30 protein-coding genes and 1 tRNA gene are annotated in these 21349 nt (G+C 62.7%); 23 read left to right on the top strand and 8 right to left on the bottom strand.

Going from position 1 to position 21349, the window contains the following annotated elements; all coding sequences use genetic code 11:
• Positions 1-3: 3 nt before the first annotated feature.
• Positions 4-891 carry a fructosamine kinase family protein gene (locus SynRS9907_RS01855; protein WP_188021634.1) on the bottom strand — a complete coding sequence of 296 codons (888 nt, stop codon included), beginning with the start codon at positions 889-891 and terminating at the stop codon, positions 4-6.
• Between the two features lie 50 nt (positions 892-941).
• Between SynRS9907_RS01855 and crtD the strand changes: the two genes are divergently transcribed.
• Positions 942-2444, top strand: coding sequence for a C-3',4' desaturase CrtD (gene crtD, locus SynRS9907_RS01850; RefSeq protein ID WP_188021633.1), 1503 nt, complete (start codon positions 942-944; stop codon positions 2442-2444).
• Here crtD and SynRS9907_RS01845 read toward each other — a convergent pair.
• Entirely contained in the window at positions 2428-3309 is an 882-nt protein-coding gene (locus tag SynRS9907_RS01845; RefSeq protein ID WP_188021632.1) for a prephenate/arogenate dehydrogenase, read from the bottom strand. The two genes, crtD and SynRS9907_RS01845, sit on opposite strands and share 17 nt — an antisense overlap.
• An 83-nt stretch (positions 3310-3392) precedes the next feature.
• On the opposite strand from SynRS9907_RS01845, the gene SynRS9907_RS01840 reads away from it, so the two are divergent.
• From SynRS9907_RS01840 to SynRS9907_RS01830, 3 genes are all read left to right on the top strand, one after another.
• A complete protein-coding gene (locus SynRS9907_RS01840; protein ID WP_188021631.1) occupies positions 3393-4838 on the top strand; it encodes a helicase in 1446 nt (481 codons plus the stop codon).
• 35 nt (positions 4839-4873) lie between these two features.
• Positions 4874-5122, top strand: a complete 249-nt coding sequence (locus SynRS9907_RS01835) for a DUF2839 domain-containing protein (RefSeq protein ID WP_115080391.1) — start codon at positions 4874-4876, stop codon at positions 5120-5122.
• Between the two features lie 69 nt (positions 5123-5191).
• On the top strand, positions 5192-5536 hold the full coding sequence (locus SynRS9907_RS01830; protein WP_114987287.1) for a DUF1815 family protein: 345 nt from the start codon (positions 5192-5194) through the stop codon (positions 5534-5536).
• Positions 5537-5538: 2 nt separating this feature from the next.
• On the opposite strand, the gene recA is transcribed toward SynRS9907_RS01830, so the two are convergent.
• From recA to SynRS9907_RS01800, 6 genes are all read right to left on the bottom strand, one after another.
• The gene (recA, locus tag SynRS9907_RS01825) at positions 5539-6660 is read right to left on the bottom strand and encodes a recombinase RecA (RefSeq protein WP_115132346.1); all 1122 of its coding nucleotides are present in this window, start codon (positions 6658-6660) and stop codon (positions 5539-5541) included.
• Between the two features lie 86 nt (positions 6661-6746).
• Positions 6747-7496, bottom strand: coding sequence for an HAD family hydrolase (locus SynRS9907_RS01820; RefSeq protein ID WP_188021630.1), 750 nt, complete (start codon positions 7494-7496; stop codon positions 6747-6749).
• Between the two features lie 9 nt (positions 7497-7505).
• A tRNA-Gln gene (locus SynRS9907_RS01815) sits at positions 7506-7577 on the bottom strand.
• Between the two features lie 102 nt (positions 7578-7679).
• Positions 7680-9320, bottom strand: a complete 1641-nt coding sequence (locus tag SynRS9907_RS01810) for an AAA family ATPase (protein WP_188021629.1) — start codon at positions 9318-9320, stop codon at positions 7680-7682.
• Positions 9321-9342: 22 nt separating this feature from the next.
• Positions 9343-10374 carry an LdpA C-terminal domain-containing domain gene (locus tag SynRS9907_RS01805; protein ID WP_188021628.1) on the bottom strand — a complete coding sequence of 344 codons (1032 nt, stop codon included), beginning with the start codon at positions 10372-10374 and terminating at the stop codon, positions 9343-9345.
• The gene (locus tag SynRS9907_RS01800) at positions 10341-10802 is read right to left on the bottom strand and encodes an NAD(P)H-quinone oxidoreductase subunit N (RefSeq protein ID WP_006850745.1); all 462 of its coding nucleotides are present in this window, start codon (positions 10800-10802) and stop codon (positions 10341-10343) included. Before SynRS9907_RS01800 ends, SynRS9907_RS01805 begins: the two co-directional genes overlap by 34 nt.
• A gap of 381 nt (positions 10803-11183) precedes the next feature.
• On the opposite strand from SynRS9907_RS01800, the gene rplC reads away from it, so the two are divergent.
• The 19 genes from rplC (at position 11184) to secY (ending at position 21320) form a co-directional block, all read left to right on the top strand.
• Positions 11184-11840, top strand: coding sequence for a 50S ribosomal protein L3 (rplC, locus tag SynRS9907_RS01795; protein ID WP_188021627.1), 657 nt, complete (start codon positions 11184-11186; stop codon positions 11838-11840).
• A complete protein-coding gene (rplD, locus tag SynRS9907_RS01790) occupies positions 11840-12475 on the top strand; it encodes a 50S ribosomal protein L4 (protein WP_114987276.1) in 636 nt (211 codons plus the stop codon). Before rplC ends, rplD begins: the two co-directional genes overlap by 1 nt.
• Positions 12468-12770: a 50S ribosomal protein L23 gene (locus SynRS9907_RS01785; RefSeq protein ID WP_006850625.1), complete on the top strand. Its 303-nt coding sequence runs from the start codon at positions 12468-12470 to the stop codon at positions 12768-12770. The genes rplD and SynRS9907_RS01785 overlap by 8 nt, the downstream gene beginning before the upstream one ends.
• A gap of 15 nt (positions 12771-12785) precedes the next feature.
• Positions 12786-13649 (top strand): 50S ribosomal protein L2, encoded by an 864-nt coding sequence (gene rplB, locus SynRS9907_RS01780; RefSeq protein WP_006851794.1) that lies wholly within the window; start codon positions 12786-12788, stop codon positions 13647-13649.
• Between the two features lie 35 nt (positions 13650-13684).
• Positions 13685-13960, top strand: a complete 276-nt coding sequence (gene rpsS / locus SynRS9907_RS01775) for a 30S ribosomal protein S19 (protein ID WP_006849645.1) — start codon at positions 13685-13687, stop codon at positions 13958-13960.
• A 3-nt stretch (positions 13961-13963) separates the two neighbouring features.
• Complete coding sequence (gene rplV, locus SynRS9907_RS01770) at positions 13964-14329, top strand: 50S ribosomal protein L22 (RefSeq protein ID WP_114987273.1); 366 nt, start codon at positions 13964-13966, stop codon at positions 14327-14329.
• Positions 14330-14349: 20 nt separating this feature from the next.
• Positions 14350-15078, top strand: a complete 729-nt coding sequence (gene rpsC, locus SynRS9907_RS01765) for a 30S ribosomal protein S3 (protein WP_011363386.1) — start codon at positions 14350-14352, stop codon at positions 15076-15078.
• Between the two features lie 16 nt (positions 15079-15094).
• On the top strand, positions 15095-15571 hold the full coding sequence (rplP, locus tag SynRS9907_RS01760; protein WP_038551198.1) for a 50S ribosomal protein L16: 477 nt from the start codon (positions 15095-15097) through the stop codon (positions 15569-15571).
• Positions 15572-15573: 2 nt separating this feature from the next.
• Positions 15574-15783 (top strand): 50S ribosomal protein L29, encoded by a 210-nt coding sequence (rpmC, locus tag SynRS9907_RS01755; protein ID WP_115010469.1) that lies wholly within the window; start codon positions 15574-15576, stop codon positions 15781-15783.
• Positions 15784-15800: 17 nt separating this feature from the next.
• Complete coding sequence (rpsQ, locus tag SynRS9907_RS01750; protein WP_006850241.1) at positions 15801-16097, top strand: 30S ribosomal protein S17; 297 nt, start codon at positions 15801-15803, stop codon at positions 16095-16097.
• Positions 16094-16459 (top strand): 50S ribosomal protein L14, encoded by a 366-nt coding sequence (gene rplN, locus SynRS9907_RS01745; protein ID WP_114987269.1) that lies wholly within the window; start codon positions 16094-16096, stop codon positions 16457-16459. The genes rpsQ and rplN overlap by 4 nt, the downstream gene beginning before the upstream one ends.
• A gap of 2 nt (positions 16460-16461) precedes the next feature.
• Complete coding sequence (rplX, locus tag SynRS9907_RS01740) at positions 16462-16818, top strand: 50S ribosomal protein L24 (RefSeq protein WP_115022793.1); 357 nt, start codon at positions 16462-16464, stop codon at positions 16816-16818.
• A 40-nt stretch (positions 16819-16858) separates the two neighbouring features.
• Positions 16859-17398 (top strand): 50S ribosomal protein L5, encoded by a 540-nt coding sequence (gene rplE / locus SynRS9907_RS01735; protein ID WP_006851706.1) that lies wholly within the window; start codon positions 16859-16861, stop codon positions 17396-17398.
• Positions 17399-17417: 19 nt separating this feature from the next.
• Positions 17418-17819: a 30S ribosomal protein S8 gene (gene rpsH / locus SynRS9907_RS01730; RefSeq protein WP_188021626.1), complete on the top strand. Its 402-nt coding sequence runs from the start codon at positions 17418-17420 to the stop codon at positions 17817-17819.
• Positions 17820-17833: 14 nt separating this feature from the next.
• Entirely contained in the window at positions 17834-18373 is a 540-nt protein-coding gene (rplF, locus tag SynRS9907_RS01725; protein WP_188021625.1) for a 50S ribosomal protein L6, read from the top strand.
• A gap of 33 nt (positions 18374-18406) precedes the next feature.
• Positions 18407-18775, top strand: a complete 369-nt coding sequence (gene rplR, locus SynRS9907_RS01720; protein ID WP_114987264.1) for a 50S ribosomal protein L18 — start codon at positions 18407-18409, stop codon at positions 18773-18775.
• A 14-nt stretch (positions 18776-18789) separates the two neighbouring features.
• Positions 18790-19434 carry a 30S ribosomal protein S5 gene (gene rpsE / locus SynRS9907_RS01715; RefSeq protein WP_011363379.1) on the top strand — a complete coding sequence of 215 codons (645 nt, stop codon included), beginning with the start codon at positions 18790-18792 and terminating at the stop codon, positions 19432-19434.
• Between the two features lie 6 nt (positions 19435-19440).
• Complete coding sequence (gene rplO, locus SynRS9907_RS01710) at positions 19441-19896, top strand: 50S ribosomal protein L15 (protein ID WP_115010467.1); 456 nt, start codon at positions 19441-19443, stop codon at positions 19894-19896.
• Between the two features lie 104 nt (positions 19897-20000).
• Positions 20001-21320, top strand: coding sequence for a preprotein translocase subunit SecY (gene secY, locus SynRS9907_RS01705; RefSeq protein WP_188021624.1), 1320 nt, complete (start codon positions 20001-20003; stop codon positions 21318-21320).
• The last annotated feature ends 29 nt before the right edge of the window (positions 21321-21349 follow it).

Here is a 21349-nt window from a genome sequence, read left to right as displayed (position 1 = left end):
TCCTCAAAGCCGCCGAGCCAGATCCTTGAGACTGGCTCGGCATTGGCTCAGATAACTCCCCCCAAACAAATTGGCGTGGTTGAGCAGGTGGTACAGGTTGTAGATCTCCACCCGACCGTCAGCGTTTGAAGCATCGGGGATCACCTCCCGATAAGCCGAGCGGAAGGCTTCACCGAAGCCGCCGAACATCCGGGTCATAGCCAGATCAACTTCCCGATCAGCCCACCAGCTGGCGGGATCAAAAATGCTCCCCCGTCCATCGCTGAGGCTGGCAGCATTCCCACCCCAGAGATCGCCGTGCACCAAAGCAGGACACGGTTGATGCTCGTTCAGATGCTGTGCGAGGCGCAGCAACAACGGATTGAGGTCCGTCAAATCCTGCTGCAACCCATCAAGGATCTCGAGTTGCGGGCGCAGCCTGAGCTCCACGAAGGCCGATCCCCAGTCATCACGCCACCCACCGGGTTGAGACCCAGCGCCGATGAAACCGTCCCGGTGCCAGCCGAAACGAGCTGGGCTGGAGGCCATCGACGACTGGTGCAGCAAGGCCAAACCCCGGCCAAGAGCTGTTTGGTCGCTGCCACCAAAATCCAGCCAAGGCAACAGCAGCACCGCACCGTGGGGAAGTGCTGCCAGAGCGATGGGCTGCGGCACAACCAGGAACGAGGCATCAGCTTGGGCATGCAGGGCCTCGAGGGCCTCCGCCTCCACCTCAAACAGGGGTAGAGCGCTGGCGCCACCACTTTTGGCAAATAACACCTGGCCATCACGGAGGCGAAGTTTCCAGGCCTGATGGATGCAGCCCCCACCAACGGGGGAGACGTCTGTGATGACAGCCCCCGCCAATGGCCCATCCTTCGCGGTGAGATCCCGACGCAGTTCGCTTTTCATCCTCAGCAGGCCCCCTGTCTTGCCAGCATGGCCCGATTCTTCAGGGCGTCGTGAGCGATTCCAGCGTGATCGTGGTGGGCGGTGGGATCGCTGGCTTGACGGCAGCGGCACTCCTGGCCCGCGATGGCATCAAGGTCACGCTGCTGGAAGCGCATCAACAACCGGGGGGATGTGCCGGAACGTTCCGGCGTGGTCCATGGGTGTTCGATGTTGGGGCGACCCAGGTGGCTGGATTGGAGCCCGGAGGCAGTCATGCGCGACTGCTGAAGCATCTGGACATGCCTCTGCCCAGCGCAGAGCTTCTGGACCCAGGTTGTGTGGTCGACCTGGGCGATGGTTCCCCTCCCATTTCGCTCTGGCATGACCCGGACGCCTGGGCCGCCGAGCGTGAACGTCAATTCCCAGGCAGCCAGCGCTTCTGGAGCCTTTGCCATCAGTTGCATTCCAGCAACTGGCAGTTCGCCAGCCAGGACCCTGTGGTGACGCCGCGCTCCCTCTGGGATCTCGGCACATTGCTGCGGGCCCTTCGGCCCGCAACCCTGGCATCGGGACTGTTCACAGGTCTGACCATCGCTGATCTGTTGCAGCTGTGCGGGTGCGGTGACGATCAACGGCTGCGGCGCTTTCTCGACCTCCAGCTGAAGCTGTACTCCCAGGAACCAGCCGATCGCACAGCGGCGCTGTACGGCGCAACCGTCCTGCATATGGCCCAAGCACCGCTCGGGCTCTGGCATCTGAAGGGATCGATGCAGGTGTTGAGCAATCAGCTGGTGGCGGCCATTGAGCGCGATGGCGGAACGGTGCTGATGAAGCATCGGGTCACCAAGCTGCAGCCCCGCTCATCCGGTTGGCAGGTGACGATCAGCACCGGCAAGGGCACGGAACACCAACGCAACAGCCGCGATGTGGTCTGCAGCCTGCCGCCCCAGTGCCTGCAGGAGCTGATCGAACCGGATCAACTGCCCCAGGGGTACCGCAAGCGACTGGACAACCTGCATGAACCGAGTGGTGCGCTGGTGCTTTACGGAGCGGTGCGGCGTGATGCACTGCCAGATTCCTGCCCAGGCCATCTCCAGCGGGGCTGCGCATCCCCAGGGCCTCTGTTCGTCTCCATCAGCCGCGAGGGCGATGGGCGTGCGCCCCAGGGGCAGGCCACCTTGATTGCCAGCGTGTTCACCCCAACAGGTGACTGGTGCCGCTTGCCAGAGCTGGAGTACCAGCAGCGCAAAACAGAGATGCTGAACTTGATCCAAGCCGAATTGAACCGCTGGCTCTCGCTCGAAGACGACGCCTGGTTGCACGCTGAACTGGCAACACCACGGGGCTTCGCCGGCTGGACGGGCCGTCCCAACGGCATGGTCGGGGGCCTTGGACAGCATCCAAGCCGGTTCGGCCCCTTCGGCCTGGCAGGACGAACGCCCATGCCGGGGCTTTGGCTCTGCGGCGACAGCCTCCATCCGGGCGAAGGCACAGCGGGGGTGAGCCTGTCAGCCCTCAATGCCTGCCGGCAGCTCAGGGCCGAACGGGGTCAACCGCTCAGTTTTCGGAGCTGACCTCCCCAGGCGCCTTCAAAAAATCCGGGCGCAGGGTCTGCGTTCGGCTCAGTTCCAACGTGAGCTGAGACCAGTTTTGCTGGAGCACGGCATCTTCGAGCTGCTCAAGGCTCCAGCGGTAGGCCGCCAAGCCACGCAACACCGCATCCCGATTGGTGGAAGCCATCGCCACCCCCAGCTCGGGATTCCCGCCACCCACACGACTGGTGTCGGCAAAGCCACTGGACGCCAGCACCATGGCCAACTGACGGATCTCCGGATCCCGTTCATCGCCCACTGCCCGTAGCAGTGCGGCACTCACCAGCACCGGCATGTGGGAAATCAGAGCCACAGCCTGGTCGTGCTGGGACGCGGTGGCCGTCAGCCAATGGCCGCCCACGCTGACGGCCAGATCACGAACCTGGGCCAGGGCAGCAGGGTCTGTTGTTTGATCCGGAGTCGCGATCCAAGGGCGACCACGGAACAGATCCACCACCCCGGCCTCAACGCCCGCCTGAGCGGTGCCTGCCATGGGGTGACTGGCCACAAAGCGGGGATGCCGCTGGCGCCAAGCCTCCAACACAGGCTGTTTGACCGAACCAACATCAGTGATCACCGCTGCTTCAGGCAGGGCCGCAATGAGCTCATCCGGTGGGTTCAGCAGCAAGGGAATGGGCAACGCCAGGATCACCAGGTGGCAACCCGAGAGGCAGCTGGGATCGGTCGACACCGAACCAACCAGCCCTCGGGCCATGGCGCGATCCGCCGTGGCCTGACGATGCACAAGGCCTTGCACCGACCAGCCCCGCGCCTGCAGATCCAGACCAAGGGATCCCCCGATCAATCCAAGGCCAACGATCCCCACACGTCCCGGTTGCAACGCCATCTCTCCCGCATGGTCGTGAAGCCATGTTGATGGATGGATTGCCATGAACCAATCGCCAGGGGAACCCTGCTTAGGGTTTGACGATGTTGGAAGCCCAGGCCCACCACCAGATCAAAACCCTGCTCCGTCAGGAGGAATCGGACTGGCCCCACCACCTGACCCTGAGCCGGCTGGTGGCACGAAGCCTGAGGCGTCGCGACACAACACTCGTTCAGCTCCCCCCCAGCAGCAGCGAACGCTGGTGGCTCGGTCTGCTGGTGCCGCTCTGCCTGGCTCCCGAAGCGGGGGCGCTGGTGCTGACGGCCCCCCAGCGCCGGCGTCTGCTCCAGCTGGAATTGCCCCGTCTCCGCAACCAGGGCCTGAGGCTCCCCTGCTGGCAGGGACCGACCCCTCCTGAGGGTCCACAGCTCTGGCTGATGGATGTTGGCGAGCTGATTCAGGCCCATCGCGACGGGCACTTGGGCCAACGGCAACTGCTGATCCCGGAGATGGATCAGTTGAGCCGGCGCATGCGCAACGCTCTCACCTTGGAGATCGTGCATCAGCACTGGGATGAGCTGCGCCAGGCCTGTCCCCAGGCGGAATCCGGATTGCTGGAACTGCATGACCGCATGAGCCGGCAGCTGTTCGCTGATGCCACGAGGCCCGATGGCGCCGTGCGACTCGAAGGCTCAGCCGGGCAGGCCCTGCGTGACCTGCTGCAGCTGATGCCAGCCAGCCCTGAACCGTGGAACAGCCTCCGCAGCATCAACCCGACGGAGTGGAGTCAATGGGCTGAACTGGATCACCGGCTGCTCCAGTGGCGCTGGAAGCTGGCCCCCCTCGAACCCCTCCAACTGCTGCGGGGGGTTCTGCTGGATCACCCCTGCCTGATGTTCAGCAGCAATGGAGACAACGCCAGGCTTGATCTGGAATTTGAACAGGCCGGCGTTGTCCCCGACGTGCGGGCAACACTGCGGGAACGGGAGCTGAATGAACCGCTCCCCGTCTATGCCCCGCGTCGCCAGCCGCTGCCGAACACCCGGATCTACGCCCAACATCTCCTGGAGGAGAGCAGAAGGCTCATCCTTGGCCAGGCGGGGCTCACCCTTGTTCTGATCAATGACGACCAGCTGCGTCGGCAGCTGACCAGTTCCCTGGCTGCGGAATTCGGACGCCGTGTGGTGCATGAGTCGACAGCACCCGAAAGCAATGGCGTGGTGACCTGCAACTGGGACTGGTGGCTGGAGCATCAGGAGCAACTGCCGGCCCCAGCACAGCTGATTGTCGGCATGCTCCCCATCGCCAGCCTGGACAATCCGCTCACCTCGGCTCGAGTGAAGCGATTGAAACAGCAGGGAGAGGACTGGTTCCGCACCCTGCTGCTACCAGAAGCTCTGAGCCTGATCCCTGCCGCCATTGCGCCACTGCGCCGCAGTGGTGGTCGCCTGGCCATTCTCGATGGCCGCCTGCGAGGGCGCAGCTGGGGTGATCAGGTGCTGCACCGACTGGAACCTTGGATTCCATTGCAGCGACTGCTGCCGGAGTGAACAACACTTAGCCTCCTTGCAACGCTCAGAAGTGCATGGGAGAAGCACGCCGCCGGGCTGCCCAAGGCTTACCCCCTCGTCAAACCAAAGCCAGCACCAAAGCTGTGGACACCTCCCCACGGGTGGTGTCCTGGCTTCCGCTCACCCGCAATCAGACGCAGCAGTTCATGGCGGTGACCACCCGTGGCGCCTGGATTGGAATAGGGGGGATGGTGGTGCTCTGGGTGACGGTGCGCTTCATCGGCCCAGCGGCCGGTTGGTGGACGCTTGCGGATACCCCCTGAGCAACCGGCTCAACCAATAAACGAAAACAAAAGAAAACCTTTAGACTGGGTCTCAATGGAGACTCAGTTATGTTTCCGCGCCTCGCCGAACACTACCGATCCGTTGTTGAAGACCTGGTGATGAGCCTGCAGGCCCTCGCCAGCAGCCTTCAAAGCGCGGGCTTCACAGCCACTTGCTATTCCTGTGGCGACGGCCGCGATGGCCATGGGGCTTCGTTTGTGGCTGACATCGGCGATGGCCACATGGTCCGCTTTCTTGTCTCCGACTTCGGCATCAGCTGGGTGGAATCCCGCAACGGCCGAGAACTGGTGAAGCTGGAGGGAGCAGAAGCCATCCAGGAATTGCAGCGGATGGCTGATTTGGCCCAGGAAGGCCAGGTCCGCGCCATGCAGTCCCTGGCCCAGGCCGCCTGAGATCAGGCGGCGGCTTCCGGAGCCTTTGCCACAACGGGCTTGTCAGCAGCCGCCTTCGCAGCGGCGGCCAAAGGCCGCATGGAATTCGACTTCACCTCAGAGCCCTCCGTCAGCTTTTGACGCACCAGCGTTTCGATGGTGGCTGTTGCATCAGGGTTTTCCTCCATCCAGGTGATGGTGTTGTCGCGACCCTGACCGATGTTGTCTCCCTCGTAGCTGTACCAGGCGCCCTTACGGACAACAACGCCTGTCTCTTCGGCGAGATCCAGCAGACAGCCCAGGGTGCTGATGCCGCGGCCGAAGAGAATGTCGAATTCGGCAATGCGGAAGGGTGGCGCCACCTTGTTTTTCGCCACTTTCACCTTGGCCCTGATGCCGAATTCTTCGGTTCCCTTCTTGAGGGTCTGAATCCGACGGATGTCGAGGCGAACCGAGGCATAGAACTTGAGCGCGTTGCCTCCAGTGGTGGTCTCTGGATTGCCGTAGGTCACACCAATCTTGAGACGCAACTGGTTGAGGAAGATGACGGTGCAACCCGACTTGCCGATGTTGCCGGTGATCTTCCGCATCGCCTGACTCATCAGACGCGCCTGGGCGCCAACCGCCAGATCTCCCATCTCACCTTCGATCTCAGCGCGGGGGGTGAGGGCAGCCACTGAGTCGACAACGACCAGATCCACCGCCGCCGATCGCACCAGTTGATCAACGATCTCCAGCGCCATCTCGCCGGTGTCGGGCTGAGAGACCAGCAGGTTCTCCACATCAACGCCCAGCGAAGCGGCATAAACGGGATCCAGGGCATGCTCCGCATCCACGAAGGCCGCCACACCACCACGCTTCTGCACTTCTGCAATCGCGTGCAGGGTGAGCGTGGTTTTACCGGAACTTTCCGGGCCGTAGATCTCCACCACGCGACCCTTCGGGTAACCACCGCCCAAGGCGAGGTCAAGGGTCAGCGCACCGGTGGAAATCGTCTCCACCCGCATGCGGGAGGCATCGCCCAACCGCATGATCGATCCCTTGCCGAAGTTGCGCTCGATCTGACCCAGCACCAGATTCAGCGCCTTGTCCCTCTCGCCGGAGGAACGGGGATCGGAAGCGCCGGATTTCATATCTGCAGGCATGAGAAGGACCTGAAACTAAGGAACGAGAGATCCAATGCCACAGAAGCGCCGAATCGTCTCAGGTAGTACAAGCGTACCGTAACGAATCAGGGCCACTGCGCCAGGGGGGCCCGAAAACGATCTGGATGGAGCAGGGCAACCCCTGAGGGAAGACCGCTCTGATCCTGGGGGCGAAGATAGCCCCAACTCACCAGAAAACAGGGCAACTTTTCTAACCCTGGGGTTGAGCGCACCGCCTCCAGCGTCGCGCGGCGGTCTTCCACGAAGCCACACAGCCTTCGCTGCTGCTGAAGCTGAAGCAGCACCTGAGGCTTGGCGCCAGCCTCACGGCCATCCAGGCGCCAAGGATTCAGGCCAAGGCTGTTCAGCAGTTCAGCCGTGAAGGCCTGGGTTTTGGTGGTCAGAACAGACCAGTCCACCCCCTCAGCCTCCAACTGCTGCAGCCGCTCCACCAGGCCGGGGAAAGGTCGATGCAGCGCCAACCAAGCCGAACGGTTCTGCTGAACGGCTTGATCTCTGGCGTCATCAAGAGCCGCCTGCAGCTGCTCCGGCCGCCATCCACGCCGTTGCAGTGCCGAGGCCTGCGCTTCCCCATAGGACTGCAGCCAATCCTGAAGGTTCAGCACCGGCAGCTCCGCGGCCAGCAGAACCATCTCCCAACCGTGATGCACCCACGGCCGCAGCTGTCGGAAGGCGTCTGGCACCTGATCAGGCGTCAAGCCCTCTGGAGCAGCCTCAAGACCACGACAGGCATGCCAGGCACTCCACCAGTACTCCGCCATGCCATCAACGATGACCCCGTCGAAATCAAAGACCAGGAGGGGGCGGTCATTCATGGACAAAGACTGGGCCGCTAGGATTCGAACCTAGGAATGGCGGGACCAAAACCCGCTGCCTTACCACTTGGCGACGGCCCATTGATCCGTTTGAACCGCGACCTGCGGATCACCGGAGTACACATAGTTACCCACAGCAGCCAACCCTTCGTCAATCCACCGGGCGAACCAACCGACGGCCGATCAGCGGGGGAAAACCCTCAGGCGTGACATTTCAGCCTCACCGAAGACATCACTGCGCAGTCGGTAACGGCGCACAAGGTCGGCCTGCATACGGAGAACACGCTCACTGCGGGGCAGCAACTCCACCGGCCTGCCTTGCGGCATCACCACCTGTTCCACCGCAAGCCGGCATTCCTCGAGAGCAGCCAATTCATCATCTTGAGACGCCTGATCCGGCGGGGTGACCTCTGCGGCTGTTTCGGTGGCCTGACGGCGCAGAAGACGGGCCATCGCACGAGTCACCTGGGGCAGGGTGTCGGACTTGATCACCAGGATCGGGATCCCCAGATCCCTGGCCTGACGACGCAGTGATGGTTGACGACTGAGGCCCAACCGAACGCTCAACACCACATCAGCCTCACTCAAGTCCTCCACCACCCGCGCCTTCCAACCGTGGGAACGGATGGCCTCCTCCACAACACGAGGTGGAACCCCGCAACAGAGAACCTGCAGATGCTCGGCGCTGGTCTCCTGCGGAGGTGGTTCCTCTGCCGCACTGGCCCCTTGGGCACTGGCTGCAGGCATGGGCACGGGAGCGGAGCCCGGCTGATCAGCAAACGACCGTTGGGACGGAGGCCGCAGCAAACCGGAAGCCTGAGGCGGGTCCACTAGCTGAACGCCCCCTTCAGGCGTCAGCTCGCGCTCCTGAACCCTTGGCTTCAGGCCCCGGAGCAGTTGATCCACGGTGGCGGCAACGTCGGTGTGAACGGCCCAGCGCTGCCTGCTATGCATTTCAACCGCCACCGGAAACGTTGGTTCGGCGGCGCGCTCCAACACCGTTTTCTGACTGCGCCGCCGCCGGGCCTCCTCATCCCCGAGGGTGACCGCCTGAATGCCCCCCACCAGATCGCTGAGGGTGGGGTTCTTGATCAGGTTGGCCAAAGCATTGCCATGGGCTGTGGCGACGAGCACAACACCACGTTCAGCGATGGTGCGCGCGGCCTGCGCCTCCAGCTCCGTGCCGATCTCATCGATCACGATGACTTCGGGCATGTGGTTTTCCACCGCCTCGATCATGGTTTGGTGCTGCAGCTCAGGCCTAGCCACCTGCATGCGGCGGGCCCGACCGATCGCGGGGTGCGGGATGTCGCCATCACCGGCGATCTCATTGCTCGTGTCGATCACAACAACGCGCCGCTCCAGCTCATCGGCAAGCACCCTGGCGATCTCGCGCAACGCCGTTGTCTTGCCCACACCCGGGCGCCCCATCAACAACAGGGACTGCCCTCCATCCAGGAGGTCCCGCACCATGGCAACGGTGCCGAACACGGCTCGGCCCACCCGGCAGGTCAAACCGACCACCTCACCCTGACGGTTGCGAATCGCGCTGATCCGGTGAAGCGTTCGTTCAATTCCCGCCCGGTTGTCGCCACCGAACTGACCGAGCCTGGCCACCACAGCCGTTAGATCCTCGCGGGACAAAGGCGTGGAACCCAACGCCAGGGCACGGCCTGGATAACGGGCTTCTGGAACCCGACCCAGATCGAGCACCACCTCGAGCAACTGCTCTCGCGCTTCTTCCGGCCGCAACTGCTCCTGCACGGCATCCGGCAGGAGCTCGAGAAGGCGATCCAGATCGTCGGTGACCCGTTGCGTGCCCATGGGATCTGCGCGTTTCAGCCTTCTAGCAAGAGCACTGCAGCCATGGCGCAACCAATGGACGCGCGAGGGATAGGGCAAGCTTCCAACCCTCGGGCCATTGCCACAGGGCAAGACCACGGGTTTGCGCCTCATCCAGCACAGGCATCAGCAAGCGACGGGCCACACCACCAAAGGCGATGCCAGCCGGTCGCTCCGCCGGACGCAGGAACTCCAGCGTTGCGGCGTTGGTACCACCGGCCAGCTGCAGCGGGCCCGGCGGAGCCAGACTCCGCATGGCACGCCAGAGCTGAACTGCAGCCCGCGCGGTGCCAGCCCCCACATCGCCGCTCATCGGACGCCCATCCAGCTGCCAGAGGGGTCTGTAACCGGCTTGCCGCAGGCGGGAGTAGCGACGCCAAAGCAAATCAGCCAACTGATCGGCCTTCACGCCGTGGCCCTCCAAGCCGGAGCTCACAGCCAAGCGCCGCAAGGGAACCTTGTGCTGCTGAAGGCTTTGGATCAGCGTTGCGAAGCCCTCGTCATGCCCAGATGCGGTGTGAATCTCCACAGCATCGGGCTGAATCGATTGGAGCAGGGAGATCACCTCTTCGGGCGCCAAGCGGTGGTCGCGCTCCTCAATCAGCCCATGGGGGCAAGCCGGCAGGCAGCGGCCGCAGCCATAACAACGCTGCTGGTCGATGCCAGCACCAGGCGGAATCGCTGACGCCGGACAAATCCTTTCGCAGGGCCGCGGACAGTCCACAGGGCAGCGGCCAGGATCGAACCAGGCCTTGCGGAAGTGAGCATCGGTGCCATCGCTGAGGCTCACCATCAGCCAGGGGCGACGCCCTGTTTGCGCCTCAGCCCAGTCCAGGCCGCGACGCGCTGCCAGGGCAACCGCTGGATCGGCCGCCACATCAACGCAATGAACACCAACAGCCGCAAAAACTGCGGTCAGGTCGGCAATGGCCGGCAGATCCTGGTTGCTTGCTCCACAGATCAGCTTGACCCAGCAGCCCTGAACGAGGGCGTCGTCCGGCGTCAGGCCTTCAGATATGTGGTCATCGGTTCCCACTTCAGGCTGCGAGCACCACCCATCTCCACGATGATGCGTAAACGCGGTTCGCGCTTGCAGAGATCGCAGAGCGAAAGAAGTTCGGAGCGCGAAAGCACCTGGCCTTCCAGCAGCCAGAGAGCCACGGGAGCATCACCTTCAAACAGGTCGCCGAGCTGGGGAGCCACCTCCTGCACTTCTCCCACAGCAGCTCCACGACCAACACTTTGATGACCGAGATGGGGCGGACGAATGCCGTGCTTCTGGGTGAGAAACACCTCCGGATCACCAAGACCACGGGCCGATGTCATGCGGGTGCTGTAACCGGCGCCGCGCAGACGTCTTAATAGACGGGTTTCTGCACCGCCTTCAAGCGGAGCCTGCACCGCCAGGCAGCCATTGGCTTCGAGATCACGGCGAAATGCCTGACCGGTGAGAAGCAGAGGCATGGCAGCTACAGGGATTGGAGGAGATTCTGGCAGCAGGCAGAGGGATCAGGGGAGAGGGAAGGTCGGTGTTGTAAGTTCGTTGTTTGTTCTGTGTTTCTGTGCCCGTCCGCTAGCCGGGCCTCCAGTCGGCAGAACAGATTCGACGATTGCGTCGAATCCCCAGGCCAGTACGGAAGCTTTCTTCGGAGATCTCCGTCGGGAAACTGCAACAGCACATCGTGCAGATGCAAGTCCCAGCCTCGCTGAATCGTTCGCTAGCCCATTCGAATCCACTCCTTCGGGAGTTCCGCTTCGAACCACGTCTGCGTCCAATCGATCAGCACCTGACCCCATGCGGTTCTCCGCCTGGTGGTTGTCCACGCTGGCGCTTCCTCCCCATCCATGTCCATCGGCATCCTCGGGAAGAAGCTGGGTATGTCCCAGTTCTTCGACGAGCAGGGCAGAGCTGTTCCGGTCACCTTGATCGAAGCCGGCCCCTGCCGCATCACCCAACTCAAAAACGACGACACTGACGGTTATTCCGCAGTGCAGATCGGCTTTGGCGAAACCCGCGAGAAGCTGATCAACAAGCCCGACCAGGGTCACCTCAACAAATCCGGTGAGGGCCTTCTGCGTCATCTGCGCGAATACCGCGTCGACAGCGTTGAAGGTCTTGAACTCGGTGGCGCCATCACCGTCGGCGATTTCGAAGCCGGCCAGAAGGTGGACGTCAGCGGTGACACCGTCGGCCGCGGCTTCGCTGGCTACCAGAAGCGCCACGGCTTCAGCCGGGGTCCGATGACCCACGGTTCGAAGAACCACCGCGAGCCCGGTTCGACCGGTGCCGGTACGACCCCGGGCCGCATCTATCCCGGAAAGCGGATGGCCGGTCGCTACGGCGGCAAGAAAATCACCACCCGCGGCCTGACCATCCTCAAGGTGGACAGCGAGCACAACCTGCTGGTGGTGAAGGGATCCGTGCCCGGCAAGCCTGGTGCGCTGCTCAACATCCGCCCGGCCTTGCGCGTGGGCGCCAAGCCCGCCAAAGGAGGTAAGTGATGGCCAGTTGTGTCGTTCGTGATTGGCAGGGCAAGGAAGCCGGCAAGGCAACCCTGGACCTGAAGGTGGCCAAAGAGACCACCGCCGTTGACCTGATGCATCGGGCCGTTCTGCGTCAGCAGGCCCATGCACGCCAAGGAACCGCCAGCACCCTCACCCGCTCAGAAGTGCGCGGTGGTGGTCGCAAGCCCTACAAGCAGAAAGGAACTGGTCGAGCCCGTCAGGGATCGATCCGCACTCCTCTGAAACCCGGCGGCGGCATCATCTTTGGACCCAAGCCCCGCACGTACAACCTTGCGATGAACCGCAAGGAGCGTCGTCTGGCCCTGCGCACCGCGCTGATGGCCCGCATTGACGATGTGACCGTCGTGAAGGACTTCGGTGCTTCGCTGGAGGCCCCCAAGACCCGTGAGATCACAGATGCTCTGGGTCGCCTCGGTGTTGCTGCCGGCTCCAAGGTGCTCATCGTTCTGACGAACCCCTCCGATGTTGTGCGCCGTTCCGTGCGCAACCTGGAGAAAGTCAAGTTGATCTCCGCAGATCAGCTGAACGTCTTCGACCTGCTCCACGCCAATGCTCTGGTGCTGGGCGAGGAAGCTCTCGCAACCATCCAGGAGGTCTACGGCGATGACTGAACGTTTCCAAGGACGCCTGGCGGATGTGATCCGCCGTCCCCTGATCACCGAGAAGGCCACCCGCGCCCTCGAAATCAACCAGTACACCTTCGAGGTGGACCACCGCGCCGCAAAGCCCGACATCAAGGCCGCCATTGAGCAGCTCTTCGATGTGAAGGTCACCGGCATCAGCACCATGAATCCCCCGCGACGCTCCCGTCGCATGGGTCGCTTCGCCGGCAAACGTGCCCAGGTGAAGAAAGCCGTGGTGCGCCTGGCGGAGGGCAACTCGATCCAACTCTTCCCTGAGTCCTGAGGGGTCTGAATCGTCATGGCAATCCGTAATTTCCGCCCCTACACCCCCGGTACCCGCACCCGGGTGGTCACTGATTTCAGTGAGATCACCAGCCGCAAGCCGGAGAGGACCCTGGTGGTGGCCAAACACCGCCGCAAGGGCCGCAACAACCGCGGTGTGATCACCTGCCGCCACCGCGGTGGTGGCCACAAGCGCCTCTATCGCGTGGTGGATTTCCGTCGCAACAAGCACGGTGTCCCCGCCAAGGTGGCCGCGATTCACTACGACCCGCACCGCAATGCGCGTCTGGCACTGCTCTTCTACGCCGATGGCGAGAAGCGCTACATCCTTGCTCCTGCAGGAGTTCAGGTGGGCCAGACCGTGGTCTCCGGCCCTGATGCCCCGATCGAGAACGGCAATGCCATGCCGTTGTCCTCGGTGCCCCTCGGTTCAGCGGTTCACTGCGTTGAGCTCTACGCCGGTCGTGGTGGCCAGATGGTCCGTACCGCCGGTGCCAGTGCCCAGGTGATGGCGAAAGAAGGCGACTACGTCGCTCTGAAGCTGCCCTCCACCGAGGTTCGCCTGGTTCGCCGCGAGTGCTACGCCACCCTCGGCGAGGTCGGCAACTCCGAGATGCGCAACACCAGCCTGGGTAAGGCCGGTCGTCGCCGCTGGCTCGGACGCCGTCCTCAGGTTCGAGGCAGTGTGATGAACCCCTGCGATCACCCCCACGGTGGTGGTGAGGGTCGTGCACCGATCGGCCGTTCCGGCCCGGTGACCCCCTGGGGCAAACCCGCCCTCGGTCTCAAGACCCGCAAGCGGAACAAACCCAGCAACCAATACGTGCTCCGGAAGCGTCGCAAGACCTCCAAGCGGAGCCGTGGCGGACGCGATTCCTGATGCAAACCATCACTTATCCGCTTGCTTAAACCGTTATGGGACGTTCACTCAAAAAAGGTCCGTTTATTGCCGACAGCCTGCTTCGCAAGGTTGAAAAGCAGAACGACAACGACGACAAGTCTGTGATCAAGACCTGGTCACGGGCCTCCACGATCCTGCCGATGATGATCGGCCACACGATCGCGGTTCACAACGGCCGCACCCATGTGCCGGTGTTCATCACCGAGCAGATGGTGGGCCACAAGCTGGGAGAGTTCGCTCCCACCCGCACCTTCAAGGGCCACATCAGAGACAAGAAAGGAGGCCGCTAAACCATGACATCGTCAACCCAAACGGCACCCACCGCCCAGGCTCACGGTCGCTTCATCCGAGGCTCCGTGTCGAAGGTGCGCCGTGTGCTCGACCAAATCCGTGGCCGCACCTATCGCGACGCGCTGATCATGCTCGAGTTCATGCCCTACCGCTCCACCGGCCCGATCACCAAGGTGCTCCGGTCTGCGGTGGCCAACGCTGAGCACAACCTCGGTCTCGACCCCTCATCTCTGGTGATCTCGAGCGCGACCGCTGACATGGGCCCCTCCATGAAGCGCTATCGCCCCCGCGCCCAGGGCCGGGCTTACCAGATCAAGAAACAGACCTGCCACATCAGCATTGCTGTGGCGGCTCAGACCGATTCCTGACCCCCGAGGACTCTGACCCAATGGGACACAAAATCAACCCAACCGGTCTGCGCCTGGGGATCACCCAGGAACACCGGTCACGCTGGTACGCCTCCAGCAAGAACTATCCGGCCCTCCTCCAGGAGGACGACCGGATTCGCAAGTTCATCCACAAGAAGTACGGCTCCGCCGGCATCAGCGATGTGCTGATCGCCCGTAAGGCCGATCAACTGGAAGTTGAACTCAAGACCGCACGCCCCGGCGTGCTGGTCGGCCGTCAAGGCAGCGGCATCGAAGAGCTTCGCTCCGGCATTCAGAAGACCATCGGCGACTCCAGTCGTCAGGTGCGGATCAATGTTGTCGAGGTTGAACGCGTCGACGGTGATGCCTTCCTCCTTGCCGAGTACATCGCCCAACAACTGGAGAAGCGTGTGGCCTTCCGCCGCACCATCCGCATGGCTGTGCAGCGCGCTCAGCGTGCCGGCGTTCTGGGTCTGAAGATCCAGGTCTCCGGTCGCCTGAACGGTGCTGAGATCGCCCGGACGGAATGGACCCGCGAGGGTCGGGTGCCCCTGCACACCCTGCGTGCCGACATCGACTACGCCACCAAGGTGGCCAGCACGACCTACGGCGTGCTCGGCATCAAGGTTTGGGTGTTCAAGGGCGAAGTGCTGAGCGAACAGGCTCAGCCCATGCCGGTGGGTGCCGCCCCCCGGCGCCGGGCCAGCCGTCGGCCCCAACAGTTCGAAGACCGCTCAAACGAGGGTTGAACAGGAGGCCTGAACCATGCTGAGTCCAAAACGCGTCAAATTCCGTAAGCAGCAGCGAGGCCGCATGCGCGGCGTCGCCACCCGGGGCAACACCATCGCCTTCGGACAATTCGCGCTGCAGGCACAGGAATGTGGCTGGATCACCTCGCGCCAGATCGAGGCCAGCCGTCGTGCCATGACCCGCTACGTCAAGCGTGGCGGGAAAATCTGGATCCGGATCTTCCCCGACAAGCCGGTCACCATGCGCGCTGCCGAAACCCGGATGGGTTCCGGTAAGGGCAACCCAGAATTCTGGGTGGCGGTGATCAAGCCCGGCCGGATCCTGTTCGAGATGGGCGGTGATGAAATCACCCCCGAAATCGCCAGGGAAGCCATGCGCCTCGCGCAGTACAAGCTTCCCGTGAAGACCAAGTTCATCCAACTGGATGAGCAGGAGAAGTCAGCTGGTGCCAAGGCTCCGGCAGCTTCTGAAGCCGTCACCGTGGAGTCCTGACCATGGCCCGTCCCAACGCCGCCGATGTGCGCAGCCTGTCCGATTCGGACATCAACGAACAGATCGACGGCCTGCGCCGCGAGCTGTTCCAACTCCGTTTCCAGCAGGCCACCCGCCAGCTCGCTAACACGCACCGTTTCAAAGAGGTCCGCATCAAGCTGGCCCAGCTGCTGACGGTGCAGTCGGAGCGCCAGCGCTCCACCGCCTCCTGATCCCCCACTCCGTAACCATGGCAGTCAAGGAAAGGATCGGCACCGTCGTCAGCGACAAGATGGAAAAAACGGTGGTGGTCGCGGTGGAAAGCCGCTTCCCACACCCCATCTATCAAAAGACGGTCAGCCGTACCACCCGTTACAAGGCTCACGACGAAGACAACACCTGTCGCGTCGGTGACCGCGTTCGCATCACTGAAACCCGTCCGATGAGCCGCCAAAAGCGGTGGGCCATCGCCGAGGTTCTCAGCCACAGCCCGAAAGCTGCAGCTGAGGAAGCCAACAAGGCTGAAGCTCAGGAGGTGAAGCAGTGATCCAGCAGGAGTCCTATCTCACCGTTGCCGACAACAGCGGCGCCAAGCGCATTCAGTGCATTCGCGTCCTCGGCACCAACCGTCGCTATGCCCACGTGGGCGACGTGATCGTTGCCGCCGTGAAGGATGCCGCCCCCAACATGGGCGTCAAAAAGTCCGACGTGGTGAAGGCCGTTGTGGTGCGCACCAAAGCCACCATGCGTCGTGAAACCGGAAACTCGATCCGTTTCGACGACAACGCCGCCGTCATCATCAACGACGATAAAAACCCGAAAGGCACCCGCGTCTTCGGACCGGTGGCCCGTGAGCTGCGTGACCGCAGCTTCACCAAAATCGTGTCCCTCGCTCCGGAGGTGATCTGACCATGGCGACTGCAACCACCAAGGCCAAGGCCACCGAGCGCATCAAGATGCGCATCCGCAAGGGCGACACCGTTCAGGTGATCGCCGGCAAGGACAAGGGCAAGACCGGCGCCGTTCTGCGCACCCTGCCCAACGAAAACCGTGTCGTCGTGGAGGGCGTGAACATGCGCACCCGCCACGAAAAGCCCACCCAGGAGGGCGAGACGGGCCGCATCGTGACGGAGGAAGCCTCCCTGCATGCCTCCAACGTGATGCTGTATTCCACCGCCAAAAAGGTGGCAAGCCGCGTTGAAATCGTCGTCGAGAAGGACGGCACCAAGAAGCGCCGGCTGAAGAAAACCGGTGAAGTCCTCGACTGATCCCGACTTCTGACCACGCCCAGAAGCACCCCAACCCGTTATGTCACTCAAGAAGCGCTACCGGGAGACCATCCAGCCCAAGCTGCAGAAGGATCTCTCCCTCACCAACATCCATGAAGTCCCCAAGGTGGTGAAAGTCACCGTCAACCGGGGTCTCGGCGAAGCCGCCGCCAATGCCAAGTCCCTCGAGGCTTCGGTGAATGAGCTGGCGCAGATCACCGGCCAGAAGGTCGTTGTGACCCGTGCCAAAAAAGCCATCGCCGGCTTCAAGATTCGGCAGGGCATGCCAATCGGCTGTGCCGTCACCCTCCGTGGTGATCGGATGTATGCCTTCCTCGAGCGCCTGATCAACCTTGCGCTGCCCCGCATCCGCGACTTCCGCGGGGTCAGCCCCAAGAGTTTCGATGGCCGCGGCAACTACACCCTTGGGGTGCGCGAACAGATCATTTTCCCTGAGATCTCCTTCGACAAGATCGATGCGATCCGGGGCATGGACATCACCATCGTGACCACTGCCCGTTCGGACGAAGAGGGCCGGGCCCTCCTCCGCGAGATGGGAATGCCGTTCCAGAGCAACTGAGCCCTCCCCGTCGACACCTATGGCCAACCACGACCCCATTTCCGACATGCTCACCCGCATTCGCAATGCGAGTGAGAAACGTCACGAATCCACCAAGATCCCCGCTTCGCGGATGACCCGCAGCATCGCCAAGGTGCTGCAGCAGGAAGGCTTCATCTCCGAAATCAGCGAGCAGGGTGAAGGCGTTCGCACCGAACTGGTGCTCGCCCTCAAGTACAGCGGCAAGCACAGGCTGCCCACCATCCGCTCCATGCAGCGGGTCAGCAAGCCCGGTCTCCGCATCTACAAGAACACTCGCGCACTGCCCAAGGTCCTCGGCGGACTGGGCGTGGCGATCATCTCCACCTCCAAGGGTGTGATGAGCGACCGCGATGCCCGTCGTGAGGGCGTCGGTGGCGAAGTGCTCTGTTACGTCTACTGATCCGGAGCTGAACCATGTCACGAATCGGCAAAAACCCCGTTCCCGTCCCTGAAAAGGTCACGGTTTCCCTCGACGGTCTCACCGTCAAGGTGAAAGGCCCCAAAGGCGAACTGGAGCGCACCCTCCCTGAAGGCGTCAGCGTCAGCCAGGACAACAACACCATTGTGGTTTCCCCCACGAGCACCAAGCGCATCTCCCGTGAGCGCCACGGCCTGAGCCGCACCCTCGTCGCCAACATGATCGAGGGTGTCAACAACGGCTACAGCAAGGCCCTGGAGATTGTTGGTGTGGGCTCCCGTGCCCAGGTCAAAGGCAAAACTCTCGTGGTGAGTGCTGGCTACAGCCACCCCGTCGAGATGGAAGCCCCTGAAGGCATCACCTTCAAGGTGGAGAACAACACCAAGGTGATCGTCTCCGGCATCGACAAGGAGCTGGTGGGCAACGAAGCCGCCAAGGTCCGCGCCATCCGTCCCCCCGAGCCCTACAAGGGCAAAGGCATCAAGTACGAGGGCGAGCGCATCCTGCGCAAGGCAGGCAAGTCCGGCAAGAAATAAGCCTTGTCCTGACGTTCCTTCCCTTCACCCACCATGTCCCAACTGTCCCGCAAACAGCAGACGCAAAAACGCCACCGGCGTCTGCGTCGTCACATCACCGGAACCTCAGACCGTCCGCGTCTGGCCGTGTTCCGCTCCAACAACCACATCTACGCCCAGGTCATCGACGACGCGGCCCAGAGCACACTCTGCTCCGCCTCCACCGTTGACAAGGAGCTGCGCGCCGGCCTCAAGGCTCCGGCTGGCAGCTGCGACGCCTCTGTCGCCGTCGGCGAACTCGTCGCCAAGCGCGCCATCGCCAAAGGCATCCAGCAGGTGGTGTTCGACCGCGGCGGAAATCTGTACCACGGCCGGATTAAAGCCCTCGCCGATGCCGCCCGGGAAGCGGGCCTTCAGTTCTGATTCCTGCTCAACCCATGACAGATTCCTCCCCCCAATCCAATCCCAACGCCGTGCCGGGTGCGGCCGACGTTCCAGCGGCAGCCGAAGGGCAGCAGCAACAGGAACAGCGCCGCGGCCGTGGCGACCGTGATGGTCGTCGTGGCGACCGGCGTGGTGGCCGTCGCGGCCAGGAACGCGATTCCGAATGGCAAGAGCGCGTGGTTCAGATCCGCCGCGTCTCCAAGACCGTGAAAGGCGGTAAGAAGATGAGCTTCCGGGCCATCGTGGTTGTCGGCAACGAGAAAGGCCAGGTCGGCGTTGGTGTCGGCAAGGCCGGTGATGTGATCGGTGCCGTCCGCAAGGGTGTTGCCGATGGCAAGAAACACCTCGTCAAAGTGCCGTTGACCCGCCACAACTCCATTCCGACCCTCTCCAATGGTCGTGATGGTGCTGCCAGCGTGCTCATCCGCCCTGCAGCCCCTGGTACCGGTGTGATCGCTGGCGGTTCCATCCGCACAGTGCTCGAACTCGCCGGCATCAAGAATGTCCTGGCCAAGCGCCTGGGCAGCAAGACCCCCCTGAACAATGCACGGGCTGCCATGGTGGCCCTGTCGCTTCTCCGCACCCACAAGGAGACGGCGAAGGAACGGGGAATCTCCCTCGAACAGATCTATTCCTGATTCGCGATGACTCTCCGACTCGATTCCCTCAAATCCAACAAGGGCGCTCGTCGCCGCAAATTGCGCAAGGGCCGCGGCATCGCCGCTGGTCAGGGTGCCAGCTGCGGCTTCGGTATGCGCGGCCAGAAATCCCGTTCGGGTCGCCCCACGCGCCCCGGCTTCGAGGGTGGCCAAATGCCTCTGTACCGCCGGGTGCCGAAGCTGAAGCACTTCCCTCTGGTGAATCCCAAGTTCTTCACCGTGCTCAACGTTTCTGCGTTGAACGACCTGAAGGACGGCAGCACTGTCAACTTGGATTCCCTGGTCAAGGACGGCATCGTGACCAGCCCCAAGCATCCTCTGAAGATGCTCGGCAACGGTGAACTGAAAGCCAAAAAGCTGACAGTGCAAGCCGCGGCGTTCACCGCCTCGGCCCGCACCAAGATCGAAGCCGCAGGCGGAACCTGCGAAATCCTCGACTAATTAAGGGCTCGTCCCCAAGTCAGCCCTAGGGTCTGAGCCGTCCGCTGGATTTCGATCCACGGGCGGCTTCTTGGCTTTTCGCCCAACTTCACTTTCTTCCGGACATGCTCGTCAGTCGGGGTCGCAACCCCAACGCCTCCGAAGTGATCGGCCAGCTGATCACCAACCCTGGCCTCCGCAGTCGCGTGCTCACCACACTCGGCCTGCTGTTGTTGGTGCGTCTTGGGATCTACATCCCAATGCCCGGAATCGATCGGGAAGCGTTCAAGCAATTCATCGATCAAGGCGGACAGCTGATCGGTTTTCTCGACATCTTCACCGGCGGCGGGATCTCCACCCTGGGCATCTTTGCCCTGGGGATCCTGCCTTTCATCAACGCCTCGATCATCCTCCAGTTGCTGACCGCAGCGCTGCCGCAGCTGGAAGACCTCCAGAAGAATGAAGGCGAGGCTGGCCGACGCAAGATCGCCCAGATCACCCGTTATGTGGCGCTCGGTTGGGGTCTAGTCCAGAGCGTCGTCTTCGCCATGATCCTGCGCCAATACGCCGTGGAAGGTCTGAGCGAAGTGACCTTTGTGGTGCAGACGGCACTGGCCCTGGTGACCGGCTCGATGGTGGTGATGTGGCTGAGTGAAGTGATCACGGAGCGGGGCATCGGCCAGGGGGCTTCCCTGGTGATTTTTCTGAACATCGTCGCCACCCTGCCGCGTACCCTCGGCGCCACGATCGAAGCCGCTCAAACCGGTGACCGTGACACCGTGCTGGGCATCATTGTTCTGGCGCTGGTGTTCCTGGCCACGATCGTTGGAATCATCTTCGTGCAGGAGGGAGCTCGCCGTATCCCCATCGTCAGCGCCAAGCGCCAGGTGGGTGGAGCAGGTGTGCTCCCCACGCGTCAGAGCTATCTGCCGCTCAAGCTGAATGCCGGAGGTGTGATGCCGATCATTTTCGCTTCAGCCCTGATTTTCCTGCCGGTCACCATCGCCAACCTCACCAAGAGTGAGTGGTTGATCCGTGCGGCCAGTGCCCTGAATCCTGGGGCAGCGAACCCCTGGCCATACGCACTCACATTTTTTGCATTGATCCTGGGCTTCTCTTATTTCTATGCCTCGCTCACGGTGAATCCCGCTGACATTGCCACCAACCTGAAACGGGGTGGTGTGGCAATTCCAGGCGTTCGCCCCGGCAGCGCCACGGCCACTTATCTCTCAGGAGTCCAGAACCGCCTCACCTTGCTGGGTGGTCTGTTCCTCGGCGCTGTCGCCATCATTCCCGCGGCCGTCGAACGCGCCACGAATGTGCAGACCTTCCAGGGGCTTGGCGCCACATCACTGCTGATCCTTGTCGGTGTGGCCATCGACACGGCCAAGCAGGTGCAGACCTATGTGATCTCACAACGCTACGAAGGCCTCGTTCGCCAGTGAGCGCTGCTGGGCAGCGCACCTTCCGTTTA

Source organism: Synechococcus sp. RS9907 (assembly GCF_014279615.1).
Lineage (GTDB): Bacteria > Cyanobacteriota > Cyanobacteriia > PCC-6307 > Cyanobiaceae > Parasynechococcus.
Note: the sequence above shows the minus strand (reverse complement) of the source record. Positions and strands in the feature narration are given on the sequence as shown.

What these genes read in the sequence shown, in the direction of transcription:
- SynRS9907_RS01855 (WP_188021634.1), bottom strand. Translation starts at nt 891, where the DNA reads ATGAAAAGCGAACTGCGTCGGGATCTCACCGCGAAGGATGGGCCATTG.
- SynRS9907_RS01845 (WP_188021632.1), bottom strand. Translation starts at nt 3,309, where the DNA reads ATGGCGTTGCAACCGGGACGTGTGGGGATCGTTGGCCTTGGATTGATC.
- SynRS9907_RS01840 (WP_188021631.1), top strand. Translation starts at nt 3,393, where the DNA reads ATGTTGGAAGCCCAGGCCCACCACCAGATCAAAACCCTGCTCCGTCAG.
- SynRS9907_RS01835 (WP_115080391.1), top strand. Translation starts at nt 4,874, where the DNA reads ATGGGAGAAGCACGCCGCCGGGCTGCCCAAGGCTTACCCCCTCGTCAA.
- SynRS9907_RS01830 (WP_114987287.1), top strand. Translation starts at nt 5,192, where the DNA reads ATGTTTCCGCGCCTCGCCGAACACTACCGATCCGTTGTTGAAGACCTG.
- recA (WP_115132346.1), bottom strand. Translation starts at nt 6,660, where the DNA reads ATGCCTGCAGATATGAAATCCGGCGCTTCCGATCCCCGTTCCTCCGGC.
- SynRS9907_RS01820 (WP_188021630.1), bottom strand. Translation starts at nt 7,496, where the DNA reads ATGAATGACCGCCCCCTCCTGGTCTTTGATTTCGACGGGGTCATCGTT.
- SynRS9907_RS01810 (WP_188021629.1), bottom strand. Translation starts at nt 9,320, where the DNA reads ATGGGCACGCAACGGGTCACCGACGATCTGGATCGCCTTCTCGAGCTC.
- SynRS9907_RS01800 (WP_006850745.1), bottom strand. Translation starts at nt 10,802, where the DNA reads ATGCCTCTGCTTCTCACCGGTCAGGCATTTCGCCGTGATCTCGAAGCC.
- rplC (WP_188021627.1), top strand. Translation starts at nt 11,184, where the DNA reads ATGTCCATCGGCATCCTCGGGAAGAAGCTGGGTATGTCCCAGTTCTTC.
- rplD (WP_114987276.1), top strand. Translation starts at nt 11,840, where the DNA reads ATGGCCAGTTGTGTCGTTCGTGATTGGCAGGGCAAGGAAGCCGGCAAG.
- SynRS9907_RS01785 (WP_006850625.1), top strand. Translation starts at nt 12,468, where the DNA reads ATGACTGAACGTTTCCAAGGACGCCTGGCGGATGTGATCCGCCGTCCC.
- rplB (WP_006851794.1), top strand. Translation starts at nt 12,786, where the DNA reads ATGGCAATCCGTAATTTCCGCCCCTACACCCCCGGTACCCGCACCCGG.
- rpsS (WP_006849645.1), top strand. Translation starts at nt 13,685, where the DNA reads ATGGGACGTTCACTCAAAAAAGGTCCGTTTATTGCCGACAGCCTGCTT.
- rplV (WP_114987273.1), top strand. Translation starts at nt 13,964, where the DNA reads ATGACATCGTCAACCCAAACGGCACCCACCGCCCAGGCTCACGGTCGC.
- rpsC (WP_011363386.1), top strand. Translation starts at nt 14,350, where the DNA reads ATGGGACACAAAATCAACCCAACCGGTCTGCGCCTGGGGATCACCCAG.
- rplP (WP_038551198.1), top strand. Translation starts at nt 15,095, where the DNA reads ATGCTGAGTCCAAAACGCGTCAAATTCCGTAAGCAGCAGCGAGGCCGC.
- rpmC (WP_115010469.1), top strand. Translation starts at nt 15,574, where the DNA reads ATGGCCCGTCCCAACGCCGCCGATGTGCGCAGCCTGTCCGATTCGGAC.
- rpsQ (WP_006850241.1), top strand. Translation starts at nt 15,801, where the DNA reads ATGGCAGTCAAGGAAAGGATCGGCACCGTCGTCAGCGACAAGATGGAA.
- rplX (WP_115022793.1), top strand. Translation starts at nt 16,462, where the DNA reads ATGGCGACTGCAACCACCAAGGCCAAGGCCACCGAGCGCATCAAGATG.
- rplE (WP_006851706.1), top strand. Translation starts at nt 16,859, where the DNA reads ATGTCACTCAAGAAGCGCTACCGGGAGACCATCCAGCCCAAGCTGCAG.
- rpsH (WP_188021626.1), top strand. Translation starts at nt 17,418, where the DNA reads ATGGCCAACCACGACCCCATTTCCGACATGCTCACCCGCATTCGCAAT.
- rplF (WP_188021625.1), top strand. Translation starts at nt 17,834, where the DNA reads ATGTCACGAATCGGCAAAAACCCCGTTCCCGTCCCTGAAAAGGTCACG.
- rplR (WP_114987264.1), top strand. Translation starts at nt 18,407, where the DNA reads ATGTCCCAACTGTCCCGCAAACAGCAGACGCAAAAACGCCACCGGCGT.
- rpsE (WP_011363379.1), top strand. Translation starts at nt 18,790, where the DNA reads ATGACAGATTCCTCCCCCCAATCCAATCCCAACGCCGTGCCGGGTGCG.
- rplO (WP_115010467.1), top strand. Translation starts at nt 19,441, where the DNA reads ATGACTCTCCGACTCGATTCCCTCAAATCCAACAAGGGCGCTCGTCGC.
- secY (WP_188021624.1), top strand. Translation starts at nt 20,001, where the DNA reads ATGCTCGTCAGTCGGGGTCGCAACCCCAACGCCTCCGAAGTGATCGGC.